This window comes from Gracilimonas mengyeensis, from assembly GCF_900182705.1.
Taxonomy (GTDB): Bacteria; Bacteroidota; Rhodothermia; order Balneolales; family Balneolaceae; genus Gracilimonas; species Gracilimonas mengyeensis.
This window is the reverse complement of the sequence record NZ_FXTP01000004.1, coordinates 74019-96870: the sequence shown is the minus strand read 5'-3', so window position 1 is coordinate 96870 and position 22852 is coordinate 74019. Positions and strand designations below refer to the sequence as shown.

General features: G+C 44.4%; 19 protein-coding genes. 11 read left to right on the top strand and 8 right to left on the bottom strand.

Features of this window, described 5'->3' with window-relative positions:
* Positions 1-19 precede the first annotated feature (19 nt).
* Positions 20-886, bottom strand: coding sequence for a UbiA family prenyltransferase (locus FN815_RS05875; protein ID WP_142453698.1), 867 nt, complete (start codon positions 884-886; stop codon positions 20-22).
* A 122-nt stretch (positions 887-1008) separates the two neighbouring features.
* Between FN815_RS05875 and FN815_RS05870 the strand changes: the two genes are divergently transcribed.
* A complete protein-coding gene (locus FN815_RS05870) occupies positions 1009-1911 on the top strand; it encodes a 3-methyladenine DNA glycosylase (RefSeq protein ID WP_142453697.1) in 903 nt (300 codons plus the stop codon).
* 98 nt (positions 1912-2009) lie between these two features.
* Positions 2010-2561, top strand: a complete 552-nt coding sequence (locus FN815_RS05865; RefSeq protein WP_142453696.1) for a hypothetical protein — start codon at positions 2010-2012, stop codon at positions 2559-2561.
* Positions 2562-3135: 574 nt separating this feature from the next.
* Here the strand turns inward: FN815_RS05865 and FN815_RS05860 are convergent.
* The 3 genes from FN815_RS05860 to FN815_RS05850 are packed head-to-tail and all read right to left on the bottom strand — an operon-like array spanning position 3136 to position 7556.
* A complete protein-coding gene (locus FN815_RS05860; RefSeq protein WP_142453695.1) occupies positions 3136-4374 on the bottom strand; it encodes a PepSY-associated TM helix domain-containing protein in 1239 nt (412 codons plus the stop codon).
* A gap of 15 nt (positions 4375-4389) precedes the next feature.
* Complete coding sequence (locus FN815_RS05855; RefSeq protein WP_142453694.1) at positions 4390-5121, bottom strand: DUF4198 domain-containing protein; 732 nt, start codon at positions 5119-5121, stop codon at positions 4390-4392.
* 44 nt (positions 5122-5165) lie between these two features.
* Positions 5166-7556, bottom strand: a complete 2391-nt coding sequence (locus FN815_RS05850; RefSeq protein WP_142453693.1) for a TonB-dependent receptor — start codon at positions 7554-7556, stop codon at positions 5166-5168.
* Positions 7557-7730: 174 nt separating this feature from the next.
* Here FN815_RS05850 and FN815_RS05845 point away from each other — a divergent pair, with 174 nt between their 5' ends.
* Positions 7731-7913 (top strand): hypothetical protein, encoded by a 183-nt coding sequence (locus FN815_RS05845; protein ID WP_142453692.1) that lies wholly within the window; start codon positions 7731-7733, stop codon positions 7911-7913.
* A 19-nt stretch (positions 7914-7932) separates the two neighbouring features.
* Here the strand turns inward: FN815_RS05845 and FN815_RS05840 are convergent, their stop codons facing one another.
* The 4 genes from FN815_RS05840 to alaS form a co-directional block, all read right to left on the bottom strand.
* Positions 7933-9192, bottom strand: coding sequence for a pyruvate dehydrogenase complex dihydrolipoamide acetyltransferase (locus tag FN815_RS05840; protein ID WP_142453691.1), 1260 nt, complete (start codon positions 9190-9192; stop codon positions 7933-7935).
* A gap of 161 nt (positions 9193-9353) precedes the next feature.
* A complete protein-coding gene (locus tag FN815_RS05835) occupies positions 9354-10337 on the bottom strand; it encodes a pyruvate dehydrogenase complex E1 component subunit beta (RefSeq protein WP_142453690.1) in 984 nt (327 codons plus the stop codon).
* A gap of 25 nt (positions 10338-10362) precedes the next feature.
* The gene (gene pdhA / locus FN815_RS05830; protein WP_142453689.1) at positions 10363-11463 is read right to left on the bottom strand and encodes a pyruvate dehydrogenase (acetyl-transferring) E1 component subunit alpha; all 1101 of its coding nucleotides are present in this window, start codon (positions 11461-11463) and stop codon (positions 10363-10365) included.
* 582 nt (positions 11464-12045) lie between these two features.
* Complete coding sequence (gene alaS, locus FN815_RS05825) at positions 12046-14718, bottom strand: alanine--tRNA ligase (protein WP_142453688.1); 2673 nt, start codon at positions 14716-14718, stop codon at positions 12046-12048.
* Between the two features lie 331 nt (positions 14719-15049).
* On the opposite strand from alaS, the gene FN815_RS05820 reads away from it, so the two are divergent.
* The 8 genes from FN815_RS05820 (at position 15050) to FN815_RS05785 (ending at position 22816) form a co-directional block, all read left to right on the top strand.
* Positions 15050-15295 carry a hypothetical protein gene (locus FN815_RS05820; RefSeq protein ID WP_142453687.1) on the top strand — a complete coding sequence of 82 codons (246 nt, stop codon included), beginning with the start codon at positions 15050-15052 and terminating at the stop codon, positions 15293-15295.
* A gap of 137 nt (positions 15296-15432) precedes the next feature.
* Positions 15433-16350: a hypothetical protein gene (locus FN815_RS05815; protein WP_142453686.1), complete on the top strand. Its 918-nt coding sequence runs from the start codon at positions 15433-15435 to the stop codon at positions 16348-16350.
* 850 nt (positions 16351-17200) lie between these two features.
* The gene (locus tag FN815_RS05810) at positions 17201-18649 is read left to right on the top strand and encodes a tagaturonate reductase (RefSeq protein WP_142453685.1); all 1449 of its coding nucleotides are present in this window, start codon (positions 17201-17203) and stop codon (positions 18647-18649) included.
* A gap of 48 nt (positions 18650-18697) precedes the next feature.
* Complete coding sequence (locus FN815_RS05805) at positions 18698-20350, top strand: UxaA family hydrolase (RefSeq protein ID WP_142453684.1); 1653 nt, start codon at positions 18698-18700, stop codon at positions 20348-20350.
* 725 nt (positions 20351-21075) lie between these two features.
* Entirely contained in the window at positions 21076-21681 is a 606-nt protein-coding gene (locus FN815_RS05800) for a hypothetical protein (protein ID WP_142453683.1), read from the top strand.
* Positions 21682-21684: 3 nt separating this feature from the next.
* Complete coding sequence (locus FN815_RS05795; RefSeq protein ID WP_142453682.1) at positions 21685-21984, top strand: winged helix-turn-helix domain-containing protein; 300 nt, start codon at positions 21685-21687, stop codon at positions 21982-21984.
* A 2-nt stretch (positions 21985-21986) separates the two neighbouring features.
* On the top strand, positions 21987-22181 hold the full coding sequence (locus FN815_RS05790; RefSeq protein WP_142453681.1) for a hypothetical protein: 195 nt from the start codon (positions 21987-21989) through the stop codon (positions 22179-22181).
* Positions 22182-22255: 74 nt separating this feature from the next.
* Positions 22256-22816, top strand: coding sequence for a hypothetical protein (locus FN815_RS05785; protein WP_142453680.1), 561 nt, complete (start codon positions 22256-22258; stop codon positions 22814-22816).
* The last annotated feature ends 36 nt before the right edge of the window (positions 22817-22852 follow it).

The following is a 22852-nucleotide window of genomic DNA, read 5'->3' as shown; positions in this document are numbered from 1 at the left end:
CTAATTGTCATCGAAGACTTCAAACGAAAAATCTTATCAAAAGAGTCGCTCCTATAAACAAGACAAAACTGAATGAAGCCAAAAACTTAATGCGCATTACCTGAGGATATGCTGATTCTTCCCCCCTCAACGCCCACATCACATAACCGATTCCAGCATATGCCAGTAAACTCACGCCCCCGAAAAGCCAGCCTGTCAGCGGTTGTTGCTGATGAAGACCGATACTAATTAACCCAGCTCCCGCCAAAAATGAACAAGTGTACCACCATCGAACGCCCTTCAACCCAAATTGTAATGCAAAGGTATGATCTCCTCGGGCGTTGTCTTCTTCCATCTGAAAAATTTGCGAAACCGGGTATAAACTCAACAATATCAAAGCTACGCCGATAGCTACTACATCTTCCAAAAAAGTAATGGGGTAGCCGCCGGCTGCCAAAAATCCTAAGAAGAATGAGTTGGTTCCAGTGCTCACGCCAATGGCCACCAGACTTAAAACTGGCTTTCCTTTCCATCGGGCAATCGGTGTGGAATAGAGCCAAAAGAAAAGCATACTCAAAGCATAAATCAGAGCAAAGTTCCAGCCCAGAGCCCACCATCCCCAAAGTAAACCGAAGTATTGCATCACCATAGAAACCGGCCACATCCAGCGCTGCATTTTTGGGGGTGATTTTAAACCACCAATTGGCCCTTCATCCTTATCCCACCAGGAATTGTACGCCGTTGCCCCACCAAATAACAACATATGCACATTCAGAAACTGAATCCAAAAAGTCTCCCAGTCCGGTTCAGTCACAAACAGAGCAGCCAACAGGTATCCACCAGACAGAATCAGGAACTGGTAGTGCAGCCGCAGGTGGATGAGGAAGTTTACAATCTGGCGAAGCATCAACTTGGTTAATTCAAGATTAAAAATTCAAGATTGAAAATTTGTTATGGATGCAAAATCTAATCTTTAATTTTCAATCTTCAATTTTTAATTCCACGGATTCTATTCCGTATCTTTGCTACATGTTATCTGAGATTCAAGACAAAGAGACCCAAGAAACCATTCCCCAGGCTGAGTGGATCATCAAGAAAACTTCCCACGAACAGCGCGTGGATGAATTGCTGGACGATTACCTCGAAGCCCGTTCACGGCAAGAGAAAAATCCCGTAGTGGATTTCCTGTTTGAATATTATGCCTTCCGTCCGGCCAGCTTGCGCCGGTGGTCGCCGGGGATTGATGTAAACCTGGAATATTCTGATCCCGAACAACTGCCAGAACTCAGTGAGTTTAGCATGAATGATGGACAGGCGTTCATCAACCCGGAGTTTTTCCCGGACAAGCGTCTCTCTGCTTTAGAGTGGATGTTGATGATGCTGGAAAACACCCAAAACAGCCGACCTTCTTTTGGATGCTTTGGGATGCATGAATGGGCGATGGTGTACAAAACCGACCGCCCCCGCCATAACCAACTCCCTTTGCGAATGGAACCTGAACCGTTAGCTGAGTTCGTGGAATCGCGCCCCCTGCTTTGCACACATTTTGACGCCTTCCGCTTTTTTACCAAGCCTGCTAAGCCAATGAACAAATATGAGCTGTCGCGGGAGGAATTCCATAATACCGAGCAGCCCGGATGTATTCATTCCAACATGGATCTCTACAAATGGGCATTCAAGATTTATCCCTGGATTTCCAGTGATTTGGTGCTTGAAGCTTTTGAATTAGCCCTGGAAGCACGCTATATCGATATGCAGGCCAGCCCCTATGACATGCGTGAATTTGGAATGGAGCCTATCAAAATAGAAACCGAGGAAGGGCGACGTGTATACAAACAAAAGCAGGAAATGATTTTCGAGAAAGGTTGCCCCATACGGGAGGCTATTATCTCAAAAATGAGACGACTGCTGATGTTAAAGAAGAATTCATAGCGATTATTACACCTTTTAAAACGTCTCACTTTTATTCGAAACGATATCCCCCTATCACCCATTGTAGTAAGTGAATTTGAATAAAAATTCATCAAACAATGCAAGAAGAGACGCTTAATAATTACACGACAGATTTATTCACACTTATTAAACACACGCATAAAGCGGTCAAGACACAGCAAACATCCAGTAAGCTGACCAATAATAAAGCCAGTAATTTGCTGCACGATATCGACCTGGCACTTTCAGGTCAGCTGAAGAAGCTGGAAGGCATGGACGATCTGCTTAATGACAGCACCAAAAGTTCCATCAAAGAAACGTTTGCAGCTTTCACAGGTGCAATAGCAGGTGCCCTCGATACACAGCGTAAAGATGCCGTGTCCAAGATGCTACGCGATGATTACACGGCACTCAGCATGATCGCAACCGGTTATACCATGTTGCACACTGCTGCTTTGGGCGCAGATCATCAGGAACTGGCCGACTTTACCAAAGAAAGCCTCACACAGATCGCTGCTCTAATCACCCAAACCAGTGAGGTTATTCCACACGCCGTAGCAGATGAGCTTGAAATTGGCGGAGTAGCTGAACAGGCTGAAAAAAACACCCAGGAATGCTGGAAACCAGAGAATTTTCTTGAAGAAGCCTAATTGGTAAATCTTCGAGATAGTTAAGGATAAGCCCCGTTATAAAACGGGGCTTTTTTTATATAACTCTTCTCTGTACACAAAAAAGAATAACGACTACGCTTTACCCTCGTTCCCAACCTCTGGTCGGGAATGCCTGCCTGAACCTCTGGTTCTCTTGGAAATTGCAAAACCTTATGATTCCTTGGTACCAACACCTCTCACAACCAAAACAGGAACAACTGTTTTGATTGATCTCTCCTCAAGGAGAGACTTTATGAGGCATTTTCAAGAGTGTTAGCCTGACAAGATTCAGTGGTTGAATGTCATTCCGACAAAGTCCTTCCTTGAGGAAGGTGCCCAGTTTTGGTTCGCCAAAACTGGCGGAGGGTGTTCGTACCAGGGGAGTATTGGTTGTAATGCTATCTACCCATCCCATTAAGCACTGAAGCTCCAGCTTCACATTGGCGTCCCAAGCAGGAGCTTTGGAACGAGCCCTTAAAATATAAACCCGTGATTATCCGCAAAATCAGTGTTATCCGCGTTCCATTCCGATGGCCTGTTGAACAATCACGTCTCGGGCGAGCAGTGGTACAACTTAGGCTTCTGCTAACTCAGATGGTTTGCACTTTTTCTTGCGGCCGTTACCACTTATTCCTTTATAAAAAGATGGCCTGGATTTCTGTCTTTTACCCCTCCGTTTCTTATCAAACCAAATGATGAAACCTGTTATGGGCAAGCTTCCCGAAACAATACAAATTAGCAGAGCCAGAATTTTTCCGGGAATGCCACCTATGGCACCCACATGGATATCGTAGTTCATGGCCAGCAGCTTCTCGCCGGCGTTTTTATCTTCATACGCATCGATCTGTAACACTTCACCTGTGTATTGATCAAATTTCATTTCGCTGCGCTCGTAGTAGGTTTTTCCGGAACCGCGAACAATGGCGTTGATGGTTCCTGCCGAATCCCTTGGGGTGATGAAAGCGATGCTGTATGCATCTGGGAATTCTTCCCATCCATTTTTGTAAGCTACTTCCAACGGACTCTCTGCTGCATCCCGGGGAGCTGCCGGCGGTGTCGATTGCACCTTTGTGGTTTGGGTATCCGGCAATTTAAACTCCCCGGTTCCCAGGAAATGCAGTGTCTTTTTGGCAAATGGAAAGGCCCAGTATAAACCGGTAAAACCAACAATCAAGGCAAGCAGTAAGGCATAGAAGCCTACCACATTGTGCAAGTCGTAATTAACGCGCCTCCAGGTAGAGCCCCATTTCACTTTAAAACTCTTTTGTTTGCCCGCTTTATTCCATTTCTTCGGCCACCATAAAACCAAACCTGATATCAGCAGTACGATAAAAATTACCGTACTCCAGACTACAATTGGCTGCCCAATAGGCGTGGACAACAACAGGCTCCAGTGTATCCCTTTCATGATCTGGAAAAAATCCTTTTCCTCGTCAATAACGGCCTGGGTCTCCCCGGTATAAGGATTTACATAAGCCGTCTTATATTCTTTGATAGCCCCAAAGTATGTCCAGGAAGGTTCAGGGTTAGGAATGTAGCTAAAGGCGCTCCAAGCCTGATTTTCATCCTTATAGGTTACCAATCCATAGTAAAGAGCGGGAACTTCCAAAGCATCAGCTGTACGGGCATACATCTCTTCCATCGAAAGGCGCTGCCGCTGGGTTTGCTCTACGTACATCACATCCTTACGAAGCCAATGCGTAAACTCCTTTTGGAATACAAAAAGTGCGCCGCTGATGCTTAGAACCAACACCACCAGCCCGGAGATCAACCCGAGCCAGCGATGTAGGAATAATATGATCTTCTTAAACATAAAATACTGTTGCGCTTATTTAGCTGTAAATGTGTAAGTGGCCGTATGACGAATGGCTTCATACTCATCGCCTTGATAACTTCCGGGAGCTTCTTCGGTATGCACCGTTTCAATCACATATTGTCCTTCCCAGGGCAGCTCAAAAACCACTTCACCGTTTTCATCCGTCTGCACGGTTTTGGTCCATTGATCGGCTACGGAAAGCATCACTTCCTGCTCCGCCAGTGGCTTTTCTTTAAAGGTGATAGTCAGGCGAAGATGGTCCCCTGCAGAAGCTCCCGTCTTATCCGGTGTAATCTGCAGTGGCGCATTTTCTAAAGAAGCTTTCAGGTCGGTTTCCTCTCCAACAAGTACATCGGCCGTGGCATAAAAATCAGGCTTAAGAACCCCTAAGCCGTATTCCGTCCAGTCTACAACGGTGGTTTTATTGCTCACCAGTTGCACCCGGTAGCTTCCTCTCTCTTTGGGAGTGAAAGAAGCGGAATAGAAAGTCTCCCCTTCTGGTTTGGCTTCTAATTCCACTTTTTCTCCTCCCGGCTTGACCAGCCACAATGTGAAATCGGCTACATCTGCAAAATTCCCGGAAACCGTTTCATAATAATCGTAGGTGTATTCACCGTAATAAATACGTACTTCATGTGCTTCTCCGATTTGCGCCTCGCTTCCGGTTTCAATCCAGAGATTGTGGGCAATGGTAGTTTTCAGGCCGCAAAATATCAGTACTAAAACAAGTAGTAGTTTCTTCATAGCAAAAAAATTCCCCACACTATTTATAATGCGGGGAGATTAAATTAAAATTTGTAGGTAAATCCGGCTTTGATGACGCGCGGCATTTGCGGGTTGATAGTGCTCCAGCCTTTGTAGTATTCCTGATCGGTTAGGTTATCCACCTTGAAGTCGATACGGTAAGCATCGGTATCATAAAAAACAGAGGCATTCACAATGGTGTAAGAAGGCAGTGCAAATACTCCGGTTGAAGCACGATTCATGATCTTGTTCTCGCCGATGTAATTCGCTCCGGCACCCACACCTAATCCGTTAAGAGCACCTGTACTTACTCTATAGCTTGCCCAGAAATTAAAGAGGTTCTTGGGACCAGCAGACTCCGGCCGACGTCCCAGGTAATTGGCGTTATCGGTTTTTGTAACTTCGCTATCGTTGTAGCTATAACCGGCTACCAGGTTCAATCCATCCACTGGAGCAGCTGTTACACTGGCTTCAAAACCGCGGCTATAATTTTCGCCATCCTGTACGTAATAATTGGCTCGATTTGGATCCTGGCGAACCACATCCGAAACGGTGATATCATAGTAACTTAGAGTCGTAGAAATTCGGCCGTTAAGCAGGTTGGTCTTCACCCCCGCCTCCCATTGGTTAGCTTGCTCGGGTGCAAATGTTTTGGTAGAACCATCATCCTGAACACGAGGCGCTACATTACTGAATCCATTCATGTAGTTGGCAAACAGCGACACTTTATCCACAATGGGCTGGAATACAATACCAAATTTGGGAGAAAGTGCGGTTTGGTCGTAGTTGTCATCATCAGTTGATGTATCACCAATGTTATCAAAGCGATCCAATCGCAAGCTGGCCATCACTGACAAGGCGGGTGTAAAGTTGATCACATCTGATACATAAGCACTATACACCCGCTGCTCGGTACGACTGTTGGTAACCGAAGCGGAAGCCAAGGCTTGATCAGCCGCTGGTTTGGAGATACCGGCACCTGAGTTTTCTTCACCAACCGTAATAGTACCAAAACCTACATAACCGGTGCTGTTGCCGATAGTTTCTTCTTCGAAGTAATCCAAACCAGCTACGAGCGTATTCTCAATGCCGGAGATTTCAAAAGTACCGGTGAAGTTTTGCTGGATATCCGTTCCCAAACGGGTGGCTTGTTGTTTACTCAGGTAACGTGCAAAGGTCCCGTTGCCATCTGCAATATCCCACAGGTAAGTATAATAGCCATCACTTTCGGCGGAGCTTCGTGAGATACTGGTTTGAGAAGTCCAGTTTTCAGACAGCTTGTACTCCATTTGTCCCTGGAAGCTAAGCGTTGGATTTTTGATGGTCAGATCATTGCTGGTGTACGAATTCTCGTAGTTATAACTCAGCTCATCCAGGTTGGTAGCGAATAAAGGATTGCTGCGATTAAGGAATAGCATGGTTGGATTGGTCTGTTCAGCGTGCTGAAACTCTGTATTGATCAGGAAAGAAATACGATCATTTACAGTATAAGAAAGTGAAGGAGCGATAAAGAAAGATTCATTCTCCCCGGCATCCTGGAAACTGTTTTGGATGTGATACGCTGTGTTAACCCGCAGGGCAATTTCGTGCTCGCTGCTGATGGGAGTGTTTACATCGGCAGTCACACGGTTTAGACCAAAGCTCCCGGTGGTGTAGTCTATCTCGCCGCCAAAATAGTTGTAAGGCTTTTTAGTCACTACGTTGATCAGCCCGCCATAGGAAATCAGGCTGCTGCCATAAAGTGTGCCTGAAGGCCCTTTGATGACTTCAATGCGTTCAATATTAGATGGATCCAGCGAACCGTTCGTAAGGGCAGGAAGTCCGTTAATCATAGTTGGCTGTGCAGAGAAGCCGCGCAGGGAATAATAACCGGCACCATCACCGCCACGGCCGGTAGATTCCCATAATTTAAATACACCGGGTGCATTGGTAAGGGCATCATCAAAACTGGTAACCACTTGTTCTGCCAGCAGCTCGGAACTGATGGTGTTGTATACCTGTGGATTTTCAATATTCTCGATAGGCATCTTGGCCACATATTCAGTACGTTCGCGAGAAAACTTGTTTACTTTTGAGCTGCGAACGATGATATCCTGCAGTTCTTCGTTGGCTACCGACAGAATCACATCAATAGTCAGCGTCTCCCCGTCGGTGATGCTGATCGACTTCTCTTCTGTTTCAAAACCTACTCCCGATGCAACAAAGGTATAGCGCCCTGCCGGCACATTGTTAATCTCATAGTTTCCGTCAATACCCGAAGCAGCGCCAAATGTGGTTCCTTCCAGGCGAAGATTAATACCGGTTAGTGGTTCATTATTTTCATCCACAACTTTTCCGGTAATTTTCCCGGAAATAGCAGGATTAGCCTGTAGGCTTGCTGATAGACTCAACATCAGCGTTAATAAGGTTAAGAGCGTTTTTTGTACAGATTGCATCGCTTAAATACTGGGTTAGTTGGTTATTTTAATTTAGATTTATTTTAAATAGCGATGCAATGATAAGGGTAACACCAACCAGACTCAACCCTTATTTAGAATAATTCCATATAAAAGCGTTTCCATCTAAAATAAGCCGTTAATCGGCTATCCATAACTTAAATCAGGGCAAAAATGGGAAAGGATGAGCATCAACATTTAGCTCTAAACATCAAAACTGGAAAAGCTGTTTTGATGGATATTAGCTGCAGCCTTGTGATGAGTAAGAGACAACAAAACAACATTGAGAATGGAATAACATCAACCAATAAAAAAAGCCGCGCCTTTAAAAAAGACACGGCTCTGATTTCGCATTAAGCAACAATGTTTAAAATGCTTACAGCAACATAGCTAATGGATTTTCCAGTAACTGACGCACTGTATTCAGGAATTCGGCAGCTTTGGCGCCGTCCACAATACGGTGATCGCTGGAAAGGGTCACTTTCATACGTTTACCTGGTACCACTTCTCCATTTTCTACTACCGGCACGTCACGGATGGCACCAACGGCCATAATACATGCGTTTGGCGGGTTGATGATGGCGGTAAATTCTTCGATGCCAAACATGCCCAGATTACTGATGGTGAAGGTACTCCCTTCCATCTGTTCGGGCTGCAGCTTGCGATCGCGTGCCAGTCCCGCTAATTCTCGTGTTTCGGATGAAATTTGAGCCAGGCCTTTCTTGTCGGCATGACGAATAACCGGAGTCATCAGTCCTTCTTCAATAGCAACGGCTACGGCTACGTGCACATCGCCATGCTGTTTGATTACATCGTCACTCCAGGAGCTGTTTACATATTGATGACGGGTGAGTGCGATAGCACAAGCTTTCACTACAATATCATTAAAGCTGATTTTCACATCCTCATTTGCGTCATTGATTTGCTTGCGGGCTGCAATAGCCGGCTTCATATCAATATCAATGGTCTCATAGAAGTGCGGATTTGTAAACTTGCTTTCGGAGAGACGACGAGCAATGGTCTTGCGCATTTGCGATACCTTAACTTCTTTGCTCTCCAGGCTCTCAAATTGTTGAGATGGAGCAGCGGCAGCAGGCGCAGCTTCTTCTTTATAATTTTCAATATCGGCTTTGATGATACGTCCACCAGGCCCTGAACCGTCTACTTTGGCAAGATCAATGCCTTTATCTTCCGCCATGTTACGAGCCAATGGAGAAGCTTTAATGCGGCCGTCATCGGAAGTAGAAGAATCGGATGATGAACTTTCTTCCTTCTCTTCTTTTTCTTCAGCGTTTTTCTCCTTGTCATCTTCCTCAGCTTTTTCCTGATCACCGGAATCGTCGGAAGAGCTTGAACCGCCGTCACCGGCACCTTCAAGAATATCAGAAATATCTTCGCCTTCTTCACCCAGCACGGCCATCAAGCCTCCCAGGGGAACAGCATCGCCTTCATCCACCAGAATTTTAAGCACAGTACCTTCGTCAAAGGCCTCTACCTCCATAGTGGCTTTATCGGTTTCTACCTCAGCAATAATATCGCCGGCTGAAACCTGGTCTCCTTCTTTAACATTCCACGACGCGATCACCCCTTCTTCCATGGTGTCGCTGAGCTTCGGCATTTCAATCTTAATGGCCATAATATCTAATCTGTTCGGTTGAGTAAGTTAATTTGTTGGTGTCAGCGCTGCTTTTCAATGTAAACAGGCACTGGCATAAATAAAAAGTGAAAAGGCAAAAGTGAAAGGTGAAAAGATTGACTATCTAAAGTTCTTTTCACCTTTCGCTTTTCACTTTGACCTTAGTTTCTGTAAGTAACCTGATTTACAGCATCAATTACTTGCTTTGCATCCGGCAACCATGCATCAAACAAAGGTTTTGAAAATGGTGCGTTTACATCCGGAAGGGTTACACGCTGTACGGGTGCATCCAAATAATCAAATGCTTCACGCTGAATTAAGAAGCCAACTTCAGATGCAAATCCTCCAAACGGATGGGCTTCATCAACTACAACACAGCGGTTGGTTTTTTTGATGGATTCCACAATCAGCGGCAGGTCCAGCGGCTTAACCGTACGCGGATCAATAAGTTCCACTTCCACGCCGTCTTTCTCGAGCTGGGCGGCAGCTTGCTTGGCTACGTGATACATTTTACCGTGGGCTACAACGGTCACATCACTTCCTTCACGCTTAATTTTTCCTTTTCCAATGGGGATAATGTAATCGTCTTCATCTGACACTTCCCCTTTCATGCCGTACATCTGCTCCGACTCCATGAAGATAACCGGGTTGTCGTCGCGGATAGCGGATTTCAACAGCCCTTTGGCATCATCCGGCTCTGAGGTGTAAATCACTTTTAGGCCGGGGAAATGTGCGTACATGGAATCGTAAGCCACCGAGTGGGTTGCCCCCAACTGTCCGGCTGAGGCATTAGGCCCACGGAATACGATAGGCATCGAAATCTGTCCACCAGTCATGTAGCCAGCCTTTGAAGCATGGTTAATGATCTGGTCAAGCGCCAATACGGCAAAGTTGAAGGTCATGAATTCCACAATGGGACGCAGGCCGTTCATCGCAGCCCCTACCCCGATGCCGGAAAAACCCAGCTCGGAAATAGGCGTATCAATCACACGCTTGAACCCATATTTTTTCAATAAGCCTTCGGTTGATTTGTATGCTCCGTCGTACTCGGCAACTTCCTCGCCCATGATGAAAACCTTTTCCTCACGGTCCATTTCCTCATCAATTGCCGCTTTAATTGCTTCTCTAAATTGTAATTCTGCCATTAATCTGTAGTCTGATCGTTATAAATTAGTTGTGGAAATAGGGTTCGTCTTCAGCGAACATGTCATCATAGAGCGCCTCTTCATCGGGGAAGTCGGATTCGTCAGCAAATTCAACGGCGTCCAATACTTCCTGCTCTACTTTTTCTTCTATTTCCTCTATTCCGTCCTCATCCAGGATTCCCTCATCCAGTAAATAACTCTTCAACCGCTCGATGGGATCGTTTTCCTGATATTCCTTCAGCTCCTCTTTAGTGCGATATTTTTGAGGATCCGACATAGAGTGTCCGCGGTAACGATAAGTGCGGATTTCAACAAAGTATGGCTCAGAGTTTTCACGAACCCATTCGGCAATTTCTTTCATGGCCTCAAACACGGAAAATACATCCATGCCGTTAACCACTTTGCTCTTGATGTCGTAGCCTTTGGCACGGTCAACAATCTCTGCCACTGTGTGACGCTTGGCGGCCGTACCCATGGAGTAACCGTTATTTTCTACCACAAAGATTGCAGGAAGTCCCCACAACTTGGCAATATTCAGCGTCTCGTGTAAAGAGCCCTGATCAACCGCTCCGTCTCCAAAGAAAGTCGCAGAGATTCGGTTATTTTGATTGTATTTGTTGGCAAAAGCAAGCCCTCCGCCAATAGGAATGTGCCCGCCTACAATACCGTAACCGCCCCAGAAATGGTTTTCGGTTTTGGCAAAGTGCATGGAACCGCCCTTTCCTTTGGAGCATCCGGTTTTCTTGCCAAACAGTTCGGCCATACCTTCATTTGGGGTGATGCCCCGGCAAAGTCCCCAGCCGTGATCGCGATAAGCTGTTATAATATCGTCGTCATCATTCAATGCATACACGGTGCCGGTCGAAACAGCTTCCTGCCCAATATATAAATGGAGAAATCCTCCAAATTTCCCCTTCTGATACTGCTGCATGGCACGTTCTTCAAAACGACGCTGCAGAAACATCTGCTCATACATGTCTTTCAGGTCATCTTCACTAAGACCCAGGGATTTATGTTTTTTTCTGGTGGGAGCCGGCAGATCTACGCCTTTTTGAATGGCGCCGTCTTTCTCATCTCCGATTCCCGTAGGGGCAAATCGTACTTCGTCTGTTTTCTTCTTAGCCATAGGTATTATTTAGTGCCAAAATTATCTTTAAAAGGTTAGAAATATATCCATTTTTTATGAAGATTTCGTGATTTCATCCAAGATGATTTACGATCATCCGGATTAGATTCATAAAAGCCGTTTTTAATGCCAGCTTCAAGGTGTTCAGTTCTTTCATGATAGCAGAATAGAACACGGAGTACGCTGATCTTGCGGATAGTCACTAATTGAGACTCGTTCCCAACGTCCTCGTTGGGAACGCACATGGGAAGCTCCTGCTTCCCGTTTTTAACTGTGATAGTTGTGATGGTATAGATACACTGTGATAATTTTAAATACTACCATCACAGCTTATCATATAAATCACAGGTATCTCAGTTTTTCTTTTACAAAATGATCATCCAACCTCCGGTAAATATCTTCATCATAAACCCTATTCGGGCGGAGGTTCGTTACTTGGATACTTTCTCCCCGGGTTGCACCCGGGGCTATTCATATTCAACCCCATTCGGGGTTTTTCTTAGCCACATCAAACATCTAATCTTTCCGCGATAATCTGCGCAATCTGCGTTATCCGCGTTCTATTCCTGAGTTGTCCTCCGATTATGACGAAATCGATTCTTCAATCAAATCATTCACTTTCTCAAGGGCTTCGGAGAGTTTTTCGGGCTGACGTCCACCGGCTGTAGCCAGGTTTGGCTGTCCGCCTCCACCACCGCCTACAAGTCGGCCCAATTGACCGACCAATCCGCCGGCTTTCAATCCTTTTTCTTTGATGAGGTCTTCGGTCAAGGCTACCATCAGGTACACCTTGCCTTCTTCCTCATCTTTGGAGCCCAGCACAATAGCAGTGTTTTCTTTGGTTTTCTGGATGCCATCATAGCCCAGCTGCTTTAGCGTGTCCATGTTGGCGCCGGAGATTTCTCCTTTTACCAATTGAATGCCTGAATCCAATTCACCGGCATTCTGGATAAACTCCTCCAATTTGGCGCCGGTATTTTGCAACTGAACTTTCTCTAATTCTTTCTCCAGAGCTTTCTTCTCATCAATCAGCTTCTGAATGTCAGCAGCCAAATCTTCGGTTTGACCAATCGTTCCCTTCACCTGTTGCAATAATTTCTTTTCATCTCGCAACAGTTTATCGGCTTGAGCCCCACACACGGCTTCAATACGCCGGATACCGGCCGCGACCGAGGTTTCTTGTGTAAATCGGAAATAACCGATTTCGCCTGTAGCACCTACATGGGTACCACCACACAGCTCCATGGAATAGTCTTTATCAAAGGTGATTACACGGACTTTCTCCCCGTATTTCTCACCAAACAACATCATCGCACCACGCTCTTTAGCTTCATCAATCGGCATGTTTCGTTCTTCCTGCAGCGGGATGTTTTCCTGGATTTTTTCATTTACCAGCTCTTCTACTTCATCCAACTGCTCATCAGTCATGGCCTCAAAATGCGAGAAGTCAAAACGCAGATGATGTTCATCTACCAGTGAGCCTTTCTGCCCCACGTGATCACCTAAAATTCCACGTAGTGCTGCATGAACCAAGTGAGTAGCGGAGTGATGTTTTTGAATTTCAATGCGGCGGTTCAGATCAATAGTAGCCGTCCATGTTCCAGACAAATCCTCCGGCAACTGATCTACATAATGGATGAACTGCCCGTTGGACTTCTGTACATCCAGTACCTTAATATATTCGTCACCGTTTGTGATCATGCCGGTATCAGCTACCTGACCACCACTTTCCGCATAAAACGGCGTACGGTTCAGCTGAATAGCATAACGATCGTCTTCTTTTCGGTAAGCCAGAATTTCTACTTCCGTCTCGGCATCATCGTATCCTGTAAATTCAAATTCATCAGATTCCTTCACCACCGTCCAGGATTTGGAATCACTCTGATCTACCGAAAACTTACCGGCAGCACGGGCTCGATCCTTCTGTTCCTTCATGTGTTTATTGAAGCCTTCCGTATCCACTTCCACCCCACGTTCCCGGGCCATCAGTTCGGTCAGGTCAATGGGGAATCCGTAGGTATCATGCAGTTTGAAGGCATCCGCGCCGGAAAGCTTCTTCTCGCCTTCCACCATCTCATTAAACAGCTCAATGCCCTGCCCCAGTGTTTTCAGGAAACTCTTTTCTTCGGATCGGATCACGTTTACAATGTAATCGCGCTGGGCTTTGATCTCGGGAAAGACCTCTTTGAATTGCTCGGCCAGCACGTCTACCAGCTTGTGGAAAAACGGCTCTTTGAAATCAAGCACATCCCAACCATAGCGTATAGCGCGACGCAAAATGCGGCGAATCACATAACCACGACCGTCGTTGCCCGGCGAAGCACCATCCGCAATAGAAAAGGTTACCGCACGGATGTGATCGGCAATCACGCGCATGGCGATGTCTTTTTCTTCATCTTCGCCATAAGTCAGCCCGGCCATATCGGCAATTTCATTTAACAGCGGGGTGAACACATCGGTGTCGTAATTCGAGGTTTTGTCTTGCAGCACGGCGCAGATACGCTCAAAGCCCATACCAGTATCTACGTGTTGGGCAGGTAGTTTTTCAAGACTGCTGTCTGGCTTACGATTGAACTGAATGAATACCAGGTTCCAGATCTCCATAACCCGGGGATCGTCCATATTCACCAAATCGCGACCGGGTTTCTTTTTGCGGTCTTCATCGGGGCGTAAATCAATGTGTACTTCCGAACAGGGTCCGCATGGACCGGTTTCGCCCATCTCCCAAAAATTGTCTTTTTTGCTGCACTTTAGAATATGGTCGTGGTCGATGGACGTCTCACTTTTCCAAAGTGCAATGGCTTCATCATCCACGGGCAGCCCATCCTCTTCATCGCCTTCAAATACCGTGGCATACAGGCGGTCGGGCTCCAGTCCCCATTTGTCAACCAACAATTCCCAGGCCCAACCAATGGCTTCTTTTTTGAAATAATCACCAAAAGACCAGTTGCCCAGCATCTCAAATAAGGTGTGATGGTAGGTATCGTGGCCAACTTCTTCCAAATCGTTGTGCTTGCCGCTTACGCGAATACATTTTTGGGTGTCGGCCGCGCGGTTCCAAAGTTTACCATCGTGCTTAAGAGCGTCTTCCTCTCCCAGGAAAATGGCTTTAAACTGGTTCATACCCGCATTGGTAAATAATAAGGTGGGATCGTTCTTGGGAACTACGGGAGCGCTGTCAACAATAGCGTGTTCTTTTTCGGCGAAGAAATCAAAAAATTCCTGACGAATCTGGGCGGAAGTCTTGTACGACATCAAAGGTAATGTGTGAGTGTTGGATTTTTAAGGGCATGGAAGATAGGAAAAATATGGTTGGAACTCATGTGTGGTTTTTAACCATAAATAGGGATGATGAATGCCTTGCAAATGAAGTATTAATCAATAAGAAATATCACGTAAACATGAATGTGAGTACACTCATAAATAAAAATTTGTTTTAACTTTTATTTTATGAAGAGGGCTTTTTTACAGTTTCTTTTTAAGATTTTTATAATTTAATTCCAATGAATTAAATTAGTCTCTTTATATAATTAGGGGAAGTTTTGGGGAGACACTAATAAATAATAAAAGATTATGGGGTGTTCAAATGAAATATTTATATCTACTCATTCTATGCTTTATAGTTATTACCAAACCAGTACTTAGTCAAAACGGACAGTCTGATTCATCTTCTACTACAGACACAACGGGTACAGAAGAAATCAATGATAGCTTAAAAAAGATAGAGCAAAAACTTCAAAACCTGACTAGTGTAATTGAAGAAAATCAGGAAGATACTACATTAGCTGTAGGAATCATTCGCATCAAAAAGACGATGTTCCATTCGAAATAAGCAGTATAAAGAAGAACCAACAAAATATACTAGAAGGAGAAGAACCTACTGCAGATATTGACAAAATTAGCTTTAGAATTAAAGATGGCTTTATAAATGAACTTCAAATCTTCGCTAGTAGACCAAATGACTTTCCTGTGAAATTTAGCAATGCCCAAGCTCCAATTGGAGTAACTAGTTATCGCTTAGATAAAGGAGACAAATTATTATACAGAAGCTCAGATAGTACAGAGTATTACTTATTCACAAATAACTTCTGGGAATACGAAAGCTTAGGTAACTATGCTCCTGACGACGGACTTTACATCATTGAAAAGAAAGATTATTTGAATGATAGCAAATATAAAGATGGAATTATTTTGACTAGAGGTGTGGGTATTAATAACATTTTTGATCTTAGATTATATACAGATGGTTTGGCAACTCTCGGAGATGAGTCTAATGGTCTGATACAGACTACTGCATCTTTTAAGCATATTATTCATCGCATAAATTATCCAAATAAAGGTTTAATTGTACCTTTCCATTATACTAAGACGAACCTAAACCTGAGGAAATTTGATAGTAAATTTGCGTCGATTGATACGTCAAATTTTACACGAAGTAGTTACTTACAAAAAAGTTGGCTTTCAACTGATATTTCTTTCAGCTTAATAAATGGATGGGTAGAAAATAAATCTTTGAGCTCCTTTTATCTCGATTTTGGAGCAGGATTATTTTTATCAGATTTGAAGGAACAAGACAACTCTAAAACAACAATTTCATACGCCTTTTTCTTAGAACCAGGACTTAATTTAGAATTAGCTGATAATTTTGGAACTGATTTATCAATTAGACGCTTTCTGCATTATAGCCCCGAAACCAGTTTTAACAATGAAGATAAACGCAGAAGGTTTTTAAATACACAGTTTGAACTGTTTTGGAATCCTTTAGGTGACCGTAATAGCAGAATTTATGGGGCATTATCACATACTATTGACATGAAGACCAAAGACAGTTTTTTTGAGCTCCAGTTTGGTTACTCAATCAGATTAACTGATTTATTTAAAAAATAGATTTATTAGTATTCTTAATTCCTAACAAATCAGTTAGGAATTAAGAACATATTGAGTAGAGTCTTTTTTGACAAATATTGAACTCGTTCCCAACGTCCGTTTAGGAATGCCTGGCCGGACCTCTGGTCCGATTGCAGCCAAACAAACACCCAGCCCAATTTTTGACTAGCAGCTTTCCCAAAAAATCCAACCGGGCAAAAATTGTTCTTTCTTTTTCTTTAATCCCCGGGTTGCGCCCGGCTTAGATGGTTGTCTTAATTAAACATTTTATCGGGCTTACCCAGGGCTACCCACGTTTGACTCCTACGGAGTCAGAAGACTAAGTAATCCGTGTAATCCTCTAATCCATTCAATCCGTGGTTCATAGCCAGAATGATCCTCAGCGTTGACTTCGTTCCCAACGTCTCGTTGGGAATGCCTGCCCGGACCCCTGGTCCGAATGTAACCAACCGAACAACCCGCCCAATTTTTGATGGAGATCCTCTTCCAAAAAAAAACCGGCAAAAATTGTTCTTTCCTTTTTCTTTAATCCCCGGGTTGCGCCCGGCGTAGATGGTTGTCCTAATTAAACATTTTATCGGGCTTACCCGGGGCTACCCATGCTTGACTCCTCTGGAGTCGTTGGACAGAATAATCCATGCAATCCTATAATCCATTCAATCCGCGGTTCATAGCCGAAATGTCCATCACCATTCAAGTTCTGAGTGGCAGTACACAGTTGATTAAAGCTTTCACCTTACCCAAAAAACAAGTGCCTGAAAATTTTATTTCGAGAGAATTTTTAAAAACCTTACTTTAAGTTACCGATTAAGTAAAGTTGGAAACTGTCTTTTTAACTCATCATACGATCATGCCTAACCCTTTAAATAACGCAACGGTATCAAGACCAGAAAATCTGAAAACAAAGATCCTTCAATTTGGAGAAGGGAACTTCCTGAGGGCTTTTGTGGACTGGATGATCGACAAGGTAAATGAAAAGACTGATTTTAACGGTTCCGTCAAGGTTGTACAGCCGATTCCTAAAGGATTGGTGGATTTGCTAAACAAGCAGGACGGGCTGTATCATGTGCAGCTGCAGGGCATGAAAGATGGCGAACCTATTTCCAGCATTGAACTGGTTAAATGTGTGGAAGGCGGGATGAATCCCTATGAAGATTACAAAGGGTTTCTGGAACTGGGAGAAAATCCCGACCTGGAATTTATTGTTTCCAATACTACCGAAGCGGGCATTGCTTTTGATGAAAACGACACCGATTATGAAACCATCCCCAACAGCTTTCCCGCCAAGCTTACGGCTTTGCTTCATCACCGGTACAAGCATTTTGATGGGGCCTCCGACAAAGCACCGGTTATCATTCCATGTGAGCTAATTGATAAAAACGGCGATAATCTTAAAAAATATGTGCTTCAATACGCTGATCTATGGGAGACCGAAGCGGCTTTTAAAGATTGGATTAATAATGATATCACGTTCTGCAACACACTGGTTGATCGTATTGTACCGGGCTTTCCGAAAGACAACCTGGAGGAAATCCATGCCGAGATTGGCTACGATGATCAATTGGTAGTGAATGGGGAATTTTTCCACCTGTGGGTGATTGAGGGGCCAGAATCAATCCAGCAAAAACTCCCTTTTGACAAAGCAGGCCTGAATGTAAAATTTGTGGATGACCTGTCGGTTTATCGCACCCGAAAAGTGCGCATCCTGAATGGCCTGCACACCAGCATGGTTCCGGTGGGATATCTTGCCGGAGCGAGAACGGTTAAAGAAGCCATGGATCATGAACAAGTGGGCCCCTATTTGGAAAAGGAATTATTTGAAGAAATCATCCCTTCCCTTGATATGGATATGTCGGTAGAGGAGCTGGAAAGCTTTGCTAAAGATATTTTAGAGCGATTTGAGAATCCATATATCAAGCATGAGCTCAGTGCCATTGCCTTGAATTCTGTTTCTAAATACAAAGTAAGAGTGCTTCCCTCCTTGCTGCAATATCATGCCCAGAAAGGAGAGATTCCGAAGCGACTCACTTTTGCTTTAGCCGCCCTCATTCGCTTTTATAAAGGAAGCTGGGAAGGAGAAGATACGCCTATTAATGATGGTGAAGATGTGGTTTCTTTCGTCCAGAAAGCCTGGGAAAGCGGCGATCACAGCAAGGTAGCGCAAACCGTTCTTAGTCATACGGCATTTTGGGATCAAGATCTTACCGAAATTGACGGACTAAACGATATGGTTACCAACTACTTGCAGCTGATTGACGAGAAAGGCGTCAATAGTACCCTTAGCGAAGATGTGCAATAACATCCTCACATTAGAATTTAAACTTTATCAGACAGATAGCTAACAATCATGGCTAACAAGACCTTACAAATTCATCCGAATGATAACCTGCTGGTAGCACTTACTGACCTTCAAGCCGGGGATGTGGTGCAGCACAATGGGTCGGATATTATCATCCGGAAAGACGTCCCCGCTAAGCACAAACTGGCACTCAAAGACCTCAAGGCTGAAGATAAGGTGTACATGTACGGATCTTTGGTGGGAACTGTCACCGAGGAAATACCTGCCGGGGGCGTACTAACTACGGAAAATACCCGACACGAAGTGTCTTCTTACTCTTTGGAAACCTCCGGAAGTGAATGGCAGGCACCGGATGTAAGTCGCTGGAAAGACAAGGAATTTATGGGTTATCATCGCCCAGACGGACAAGTAGGGACAGCCAATTACTGGCTGGTAGTTCCGCTGGTGTTTTGCGAGAACCGTAATGTGAACACCATCAAAAATGCTTTTATGAAGGAGTTGGGATACGCCACCAGCGATGTGTATGAAAAGTATGTGGCCGACCTGGTACAGCTGTATAAGGATGGCAAAACGGATGTCATCAAAAACATGACAGAACCGCCGGCAAAAAGTGAGCTAAGTGATCCTGATCCGCTGTTTCCCAATGTAGATGGCATCAAGTTTTTGACCCATGAAGGTGGCTGTGGTGGCATCCGGCAGGATTCTGAAGCGCTATGTGCTCTGCTGGCCGGTTATATTTATCACCCCAACGTGGCGGGCGCAACGGTATTAAGTCTCGGCTGCCAAAATGCCCAGATTGAAATCCTGGAAGAGAAAATTGCCGACCTGACTTCCGATCTTCAGAAACCACTTTACATTTACGAGCAGCAACAAAGTGGTACCGAATATGAAATGCTGACCTCTGCCATCCGTGATACTTTTTTGGGATTGGTTGAAGCCAACAAGAATGAACGTAAACCTGCTCCTCTTTCCAAACTCACCATTGGTATGGAGTGCGGCGGTTCGGATGGATTCTCCGGTATTTCAGCCAACCCCGCGGTAGGTCATGCCGGCGATTTGATAACGGCGCTGGGTGGATCGGTTATTCTTTCAGAATTCCCTGAATTGTGTGGGGTGGAGCAAGAACTCATCGACCGCACCACCAGCAAAGAGATGGCCGAAAAGTTTGTGGATCTTATGCAACGTTATTCTGATGCCGCCGAAGCCTCCGGTTCCGGTTTTGATATGAATCCTTCTCCGGGCAATATCAAAGACGGGCTCATCACCGATGCCATGAAATCTGCTGGTGCTGCCAAAAAAGGAGGCACCTCCCCTGTCAAAGCCGTCCTGGATTATACCGAACAGGTACGCGAGCCCGGTTTAAACCTCCTCTGTACACCCGGCAACGATGTGGAAAGTACCACGGCCATGGCGGGATCGGGCGCCAACATCATCTTGTTTACCACCGGACTGGGAACGCCTACCGGTAATCCCGTGGCTCCTGTTGGTAAAGTGTCTTCCAACAGTCAGCTTGCCGAGCGCATGCCTGATATAATCGACATTGATACCGGTCCGGTCATCAAAGGAGAAAAAACCATTGAAGAAATGGGTGAAGAGATTTTGGATTACATTATTGAGTTGGCCAGTGGTCGTATCAAAACCAAAGCCCAGCTGCTTAATCAGGATGACTTTATTCCATGGAAACGGGGAGTTTCTTTGTAAGCTCAACTTTGATTTTATAATTAGCTGATTGCAAAAAATCCGTGTAATCTTATAATCCGCTTAATCAGCGGTTCGAACAATAAGGTTCCTGTCTTCGCAGGAATGACTTTTGTGATGATATCATAATACGAGCCCAATTTTTGATACCCACCCTTCGCCCATAAACAATCCGGGCAAAAATTGTTCTACTTTTGCATTATTTACCCCGGGTTGCGCCCGGCATACATCGGGGCTAATAAAACATCTTTCGGGCTTACCCGGTGCTACCTACATTTGACTCCTACGGAGTCGGGAAGCTTCAACTATATCCATGCTCTGGCCTTAGAATTTTGACAGGATTAAGTGAGCAGTGATGCAGCGTCCCGAAGGGGTATAATTCCATACCGGCCCGGAGTTCAAAATAATTACGAAAAGAGATGGACCATTGGAATTATACAGCAAATCACTGCGAACGCCTGACAAAATTCTACCGCCTTGATCTTTTGGTTCGTTTTGTATCAAGACAAAATGAACATGCCGATCTTAGCATGTTTTTTTAGATTTTGAGTAGAAGTAAATCCGTGCAATCCATAAATCCACCTAATCCGTGATTCAACCATTTAGATTCCTGAATCCGCAGGAAAGACCTTAGAACTTCTGCACTCAGTGTTCAATGTTCATAAAATTTTTTAGACATGTTGTATTAATCATTTTCTCAATGTACTTTTAAATAAAAAGTACTTTTTATGAAAGAAGAACAGGATTATCTAAAAGACATCGCCGAGATCCGTTCCATGATGGAACGCTCGTCAAAATTTTTGTCGCTCTCCGGCTGGGCTGGGATATTGGCCGGAACGTACGCTTTGGTTGGGGCGTGGATTGCTCATAGCCTTTTGAAGTTTCGACCGGATGAATTCTTTTATTCATACTCTAATTTGATAAATGTACTTTTGACAGCTGCAGGTGTGTTGGGGCTTGCCTTAGTCAGCGCCCTTCTGGATTCCCGTAGAAAAGCCAATAAAAGAGAAGAAAGCGCCTGGAATGCTACATCAAGACGGCTATTGGTTAGTATGGCCGTACCTCTTTTTGCGGGCGGAATTTTAATCTTCATCCTGATATCAAATGGACTAATCGGACTCGCTGCCCCACTCACCCTCCTCTTTTATGGATTGGCATTATACAATGCAGGACACTTTACGATCAAAGAAGTGAGAGTGATGGGTTTTGTTCAGATGTTGCTTGGATTGTTGAACGCATTTTTTGTTGGATATGGACTTCTGTTTTGGGCTATTGGATTCGGAGTAGTTCATGTTTTGTATGGAATTTATATGCATTTCAGATACGAGCGGTGACGCATGAAAGTATCCTTTGATGATTTACATAAAGCATTTGAAAGCCGGGTCAGGCTAGGCATTATGTCGGCCCTGGCGGTAAACGATACCCTTGATTTTACCGCCCTGAAGGAATTCCTGGATGTAACCGACGGCAACCTGGCTACCCACATTAAAAAGCTGGAAAAGGAAGGGTTTATCGAAGTAGAGAAATCCTTTATCGACAACAAGCCCAACACCAAATACTCCATGACTAAAGAAGGCAAAAAAGCCTTCGATGATCACTTAAAAGTACTCGAAACCATCATTAACGCACGAAAATAAACATGAAATATCTGACCTCTTTGAGAAGAAATATACGCTGGGTACCAGCATTCTTAACCACTTTAACAGGCTTTTTACTTTTGACCTATATGATATTAACCGAAAGCGAACCGGGTGCCCTTCCTTTGCTATTGATACTGACCGGTATCTGCTGGATGTACTTCCGTAAAAGAAGCCACCGTTCTGAAATAGAATAATCCCAAAAAAATTTACCTAACTACTTTGCAATTAAAAGTACTTTCAATAAACAACCCCTAACTTAATATTAGCCATGAATACATCTCAAAGCATATCCCGACCTGTTATCTATCTCGCCTTCATCACAGGCATTGTACTACTCATTCCTTTGGTAGCCATGCAATTTACCAACGAGGTTGTATGGACGCTCAGTGATTTTGTTATTGCCGGTTCCCTTCTATTTGGCACAGGACTCACCTTTATTCTTGCCACCAAAACATCCGAAAACAAAATGTATCGGTTTGCTATGGGCCTTGCTCTGGGCTCTTCACTTTTCCTGATTTGGGCCAATCTTGCTGTTGGAATTATCGGTCCGGAGGACCATGCTTTTAATCTGTTGTATTTTGGGGTGATTGGAATTGGCATTCTGGGATCACTTTTTACCCGCTTTAAAGCATATGGGATGATGTTCGTACTTATTGCGATGTCTTTTGCACATGTAATACTTTTGGTAGCCGCTTTGCTCACTAATATGCAATCGGTGCCGAGTAGTTCAGTTCTGGAGATTTTTGGAGTGAATGGTATGTTTATCTTTCTGTTTACTACAGCCGCATTATTATTTAGATACGCAGAGAAGAAAGAGCAATCAACATAACCAAGTGTCTTCTTAGGAGATGTACATTGTTCAGGC

Bases quoted from the DNA above. Each gene is read 5' to 3' on its own strand.
- FN815_RS05865 (WP_142453696.1), top strand. From the start codon at position 2,010: ATGCAAGAAGAGACGCTTAATAATTACACGACAGATTTATTCACACTT.
- FN815_RS05790 (WP_142453681.1), top strand. From the start codon at position 21,987: ATGAAATATCTGACCTCTTTGAGAAGAAATATACGCTGGGTACCAGCA.
- FN815_RS05870 (WP_142453697.1), top strand. From the start codon at position 1,009: ATGTTATCTGAGATTCAAGACAAAGAGACCCAAGAAACCATTCCCCAG.
- FN815_RS05785 (WP_142453680.1), top strand. From the start codon at position 22,256: ATGAATACATCTCAAAGCATATCCCGACCTGTTATCTATCTCGCCTTC.
- FN815_RS05805 (WP_142453684.1), top strand. From the start codon at position 18,698: ATGGCTAACAAGACCTTACAAATTCATCCGAATGATAACCTGCTGGTA.
- FN815_RS05875 (WP_142453698.1), bottom strand. From the start codon at position 886: ATGCTTCGCCAGATTGTAAACTTCCTCATCCACCTGCGGCTGCACTAC.
- FN815_RS05845 (WP_142453692.1), top strand. From the start codon at position 7,731: ATGGGAAAGGATGAGCATCAACATTTAGCTCTAAACATCAAAACTGGA.
- FN815_RS05795 (WP_142453682.1), top strand. From the start codon at position 21,685: ATGAAAGTATCCTTTGATGATTTACATAAAGCATTTGAAAGCCGGGTC.
- FN815_RS05800 (WP_142453683.1), top strand. From the start codon at position 21,076: ATGAAAGAAGAACAGGATTATCTAAAAGACATCGCCGAGATCCGTTCC.
- FN815_RS05840 (WP_142453691.1), bottom strand. From the start codon at position 9,192: ATGGCCATTAAGATTGAAATGCCGAAGCTCAGCGACACCATGGAAGAA.
- FN815_RS05850 (WP_142453693.1), bottom strand. From the start codon at position 7,556: ATGCAATCTGTACAAAAAACGCTCTTAACCTTATTAACGCTGATGTTG.
- FN815_RS05810 (WP_142453685.1), top strand. From the start codon at position 17,201: ATGCCTAACCCTTTAAATAACGCAACGGTATCAAGACCAGAAAATCTG.
- FN815_RS05855 (WP_142453694.1), bottom strand. From the start codon at position 5,121: ATGAAGAAACTACTACTTGTTTTAGTACTGATATTTTGCGGCCTGAAA.
- FN815_RS05860 (WP_142453695.1), bottom strand. From the start codon at position 4,374: ATGTTTAAGAAGATCATATTATTCCTACATCGCTGGCTCGGGTTGATC.
- FN815_RS05820 (WP_142453687.1), top strand. From the start codon at position 15,050: ATGAAATATTTATATCTACTCATTCTATGCTTTATAGTTATTACCAAA.
- FN815_RS05835 (WP_142453690.1), bottom strand. From the start codon at position 10,337: ATGGCAGAATTACAATTTAGAGAAGCAATTAAAGCGGCAATTGATGAG.
- alaS (WP_142453688.1), bottom strand. From the start codon at position 14,718: ATGTCGTACAAGACTTCCGCCCAGATTCGTCAGGAATTTTTTGATTTC.
- pdhA (WP_142453689.1), bottom strand. From the start codon at position 11,463: ATGGCTAAGAAGAAAACAGACGAAGTACGATTTGCCCCTACGGGAATC.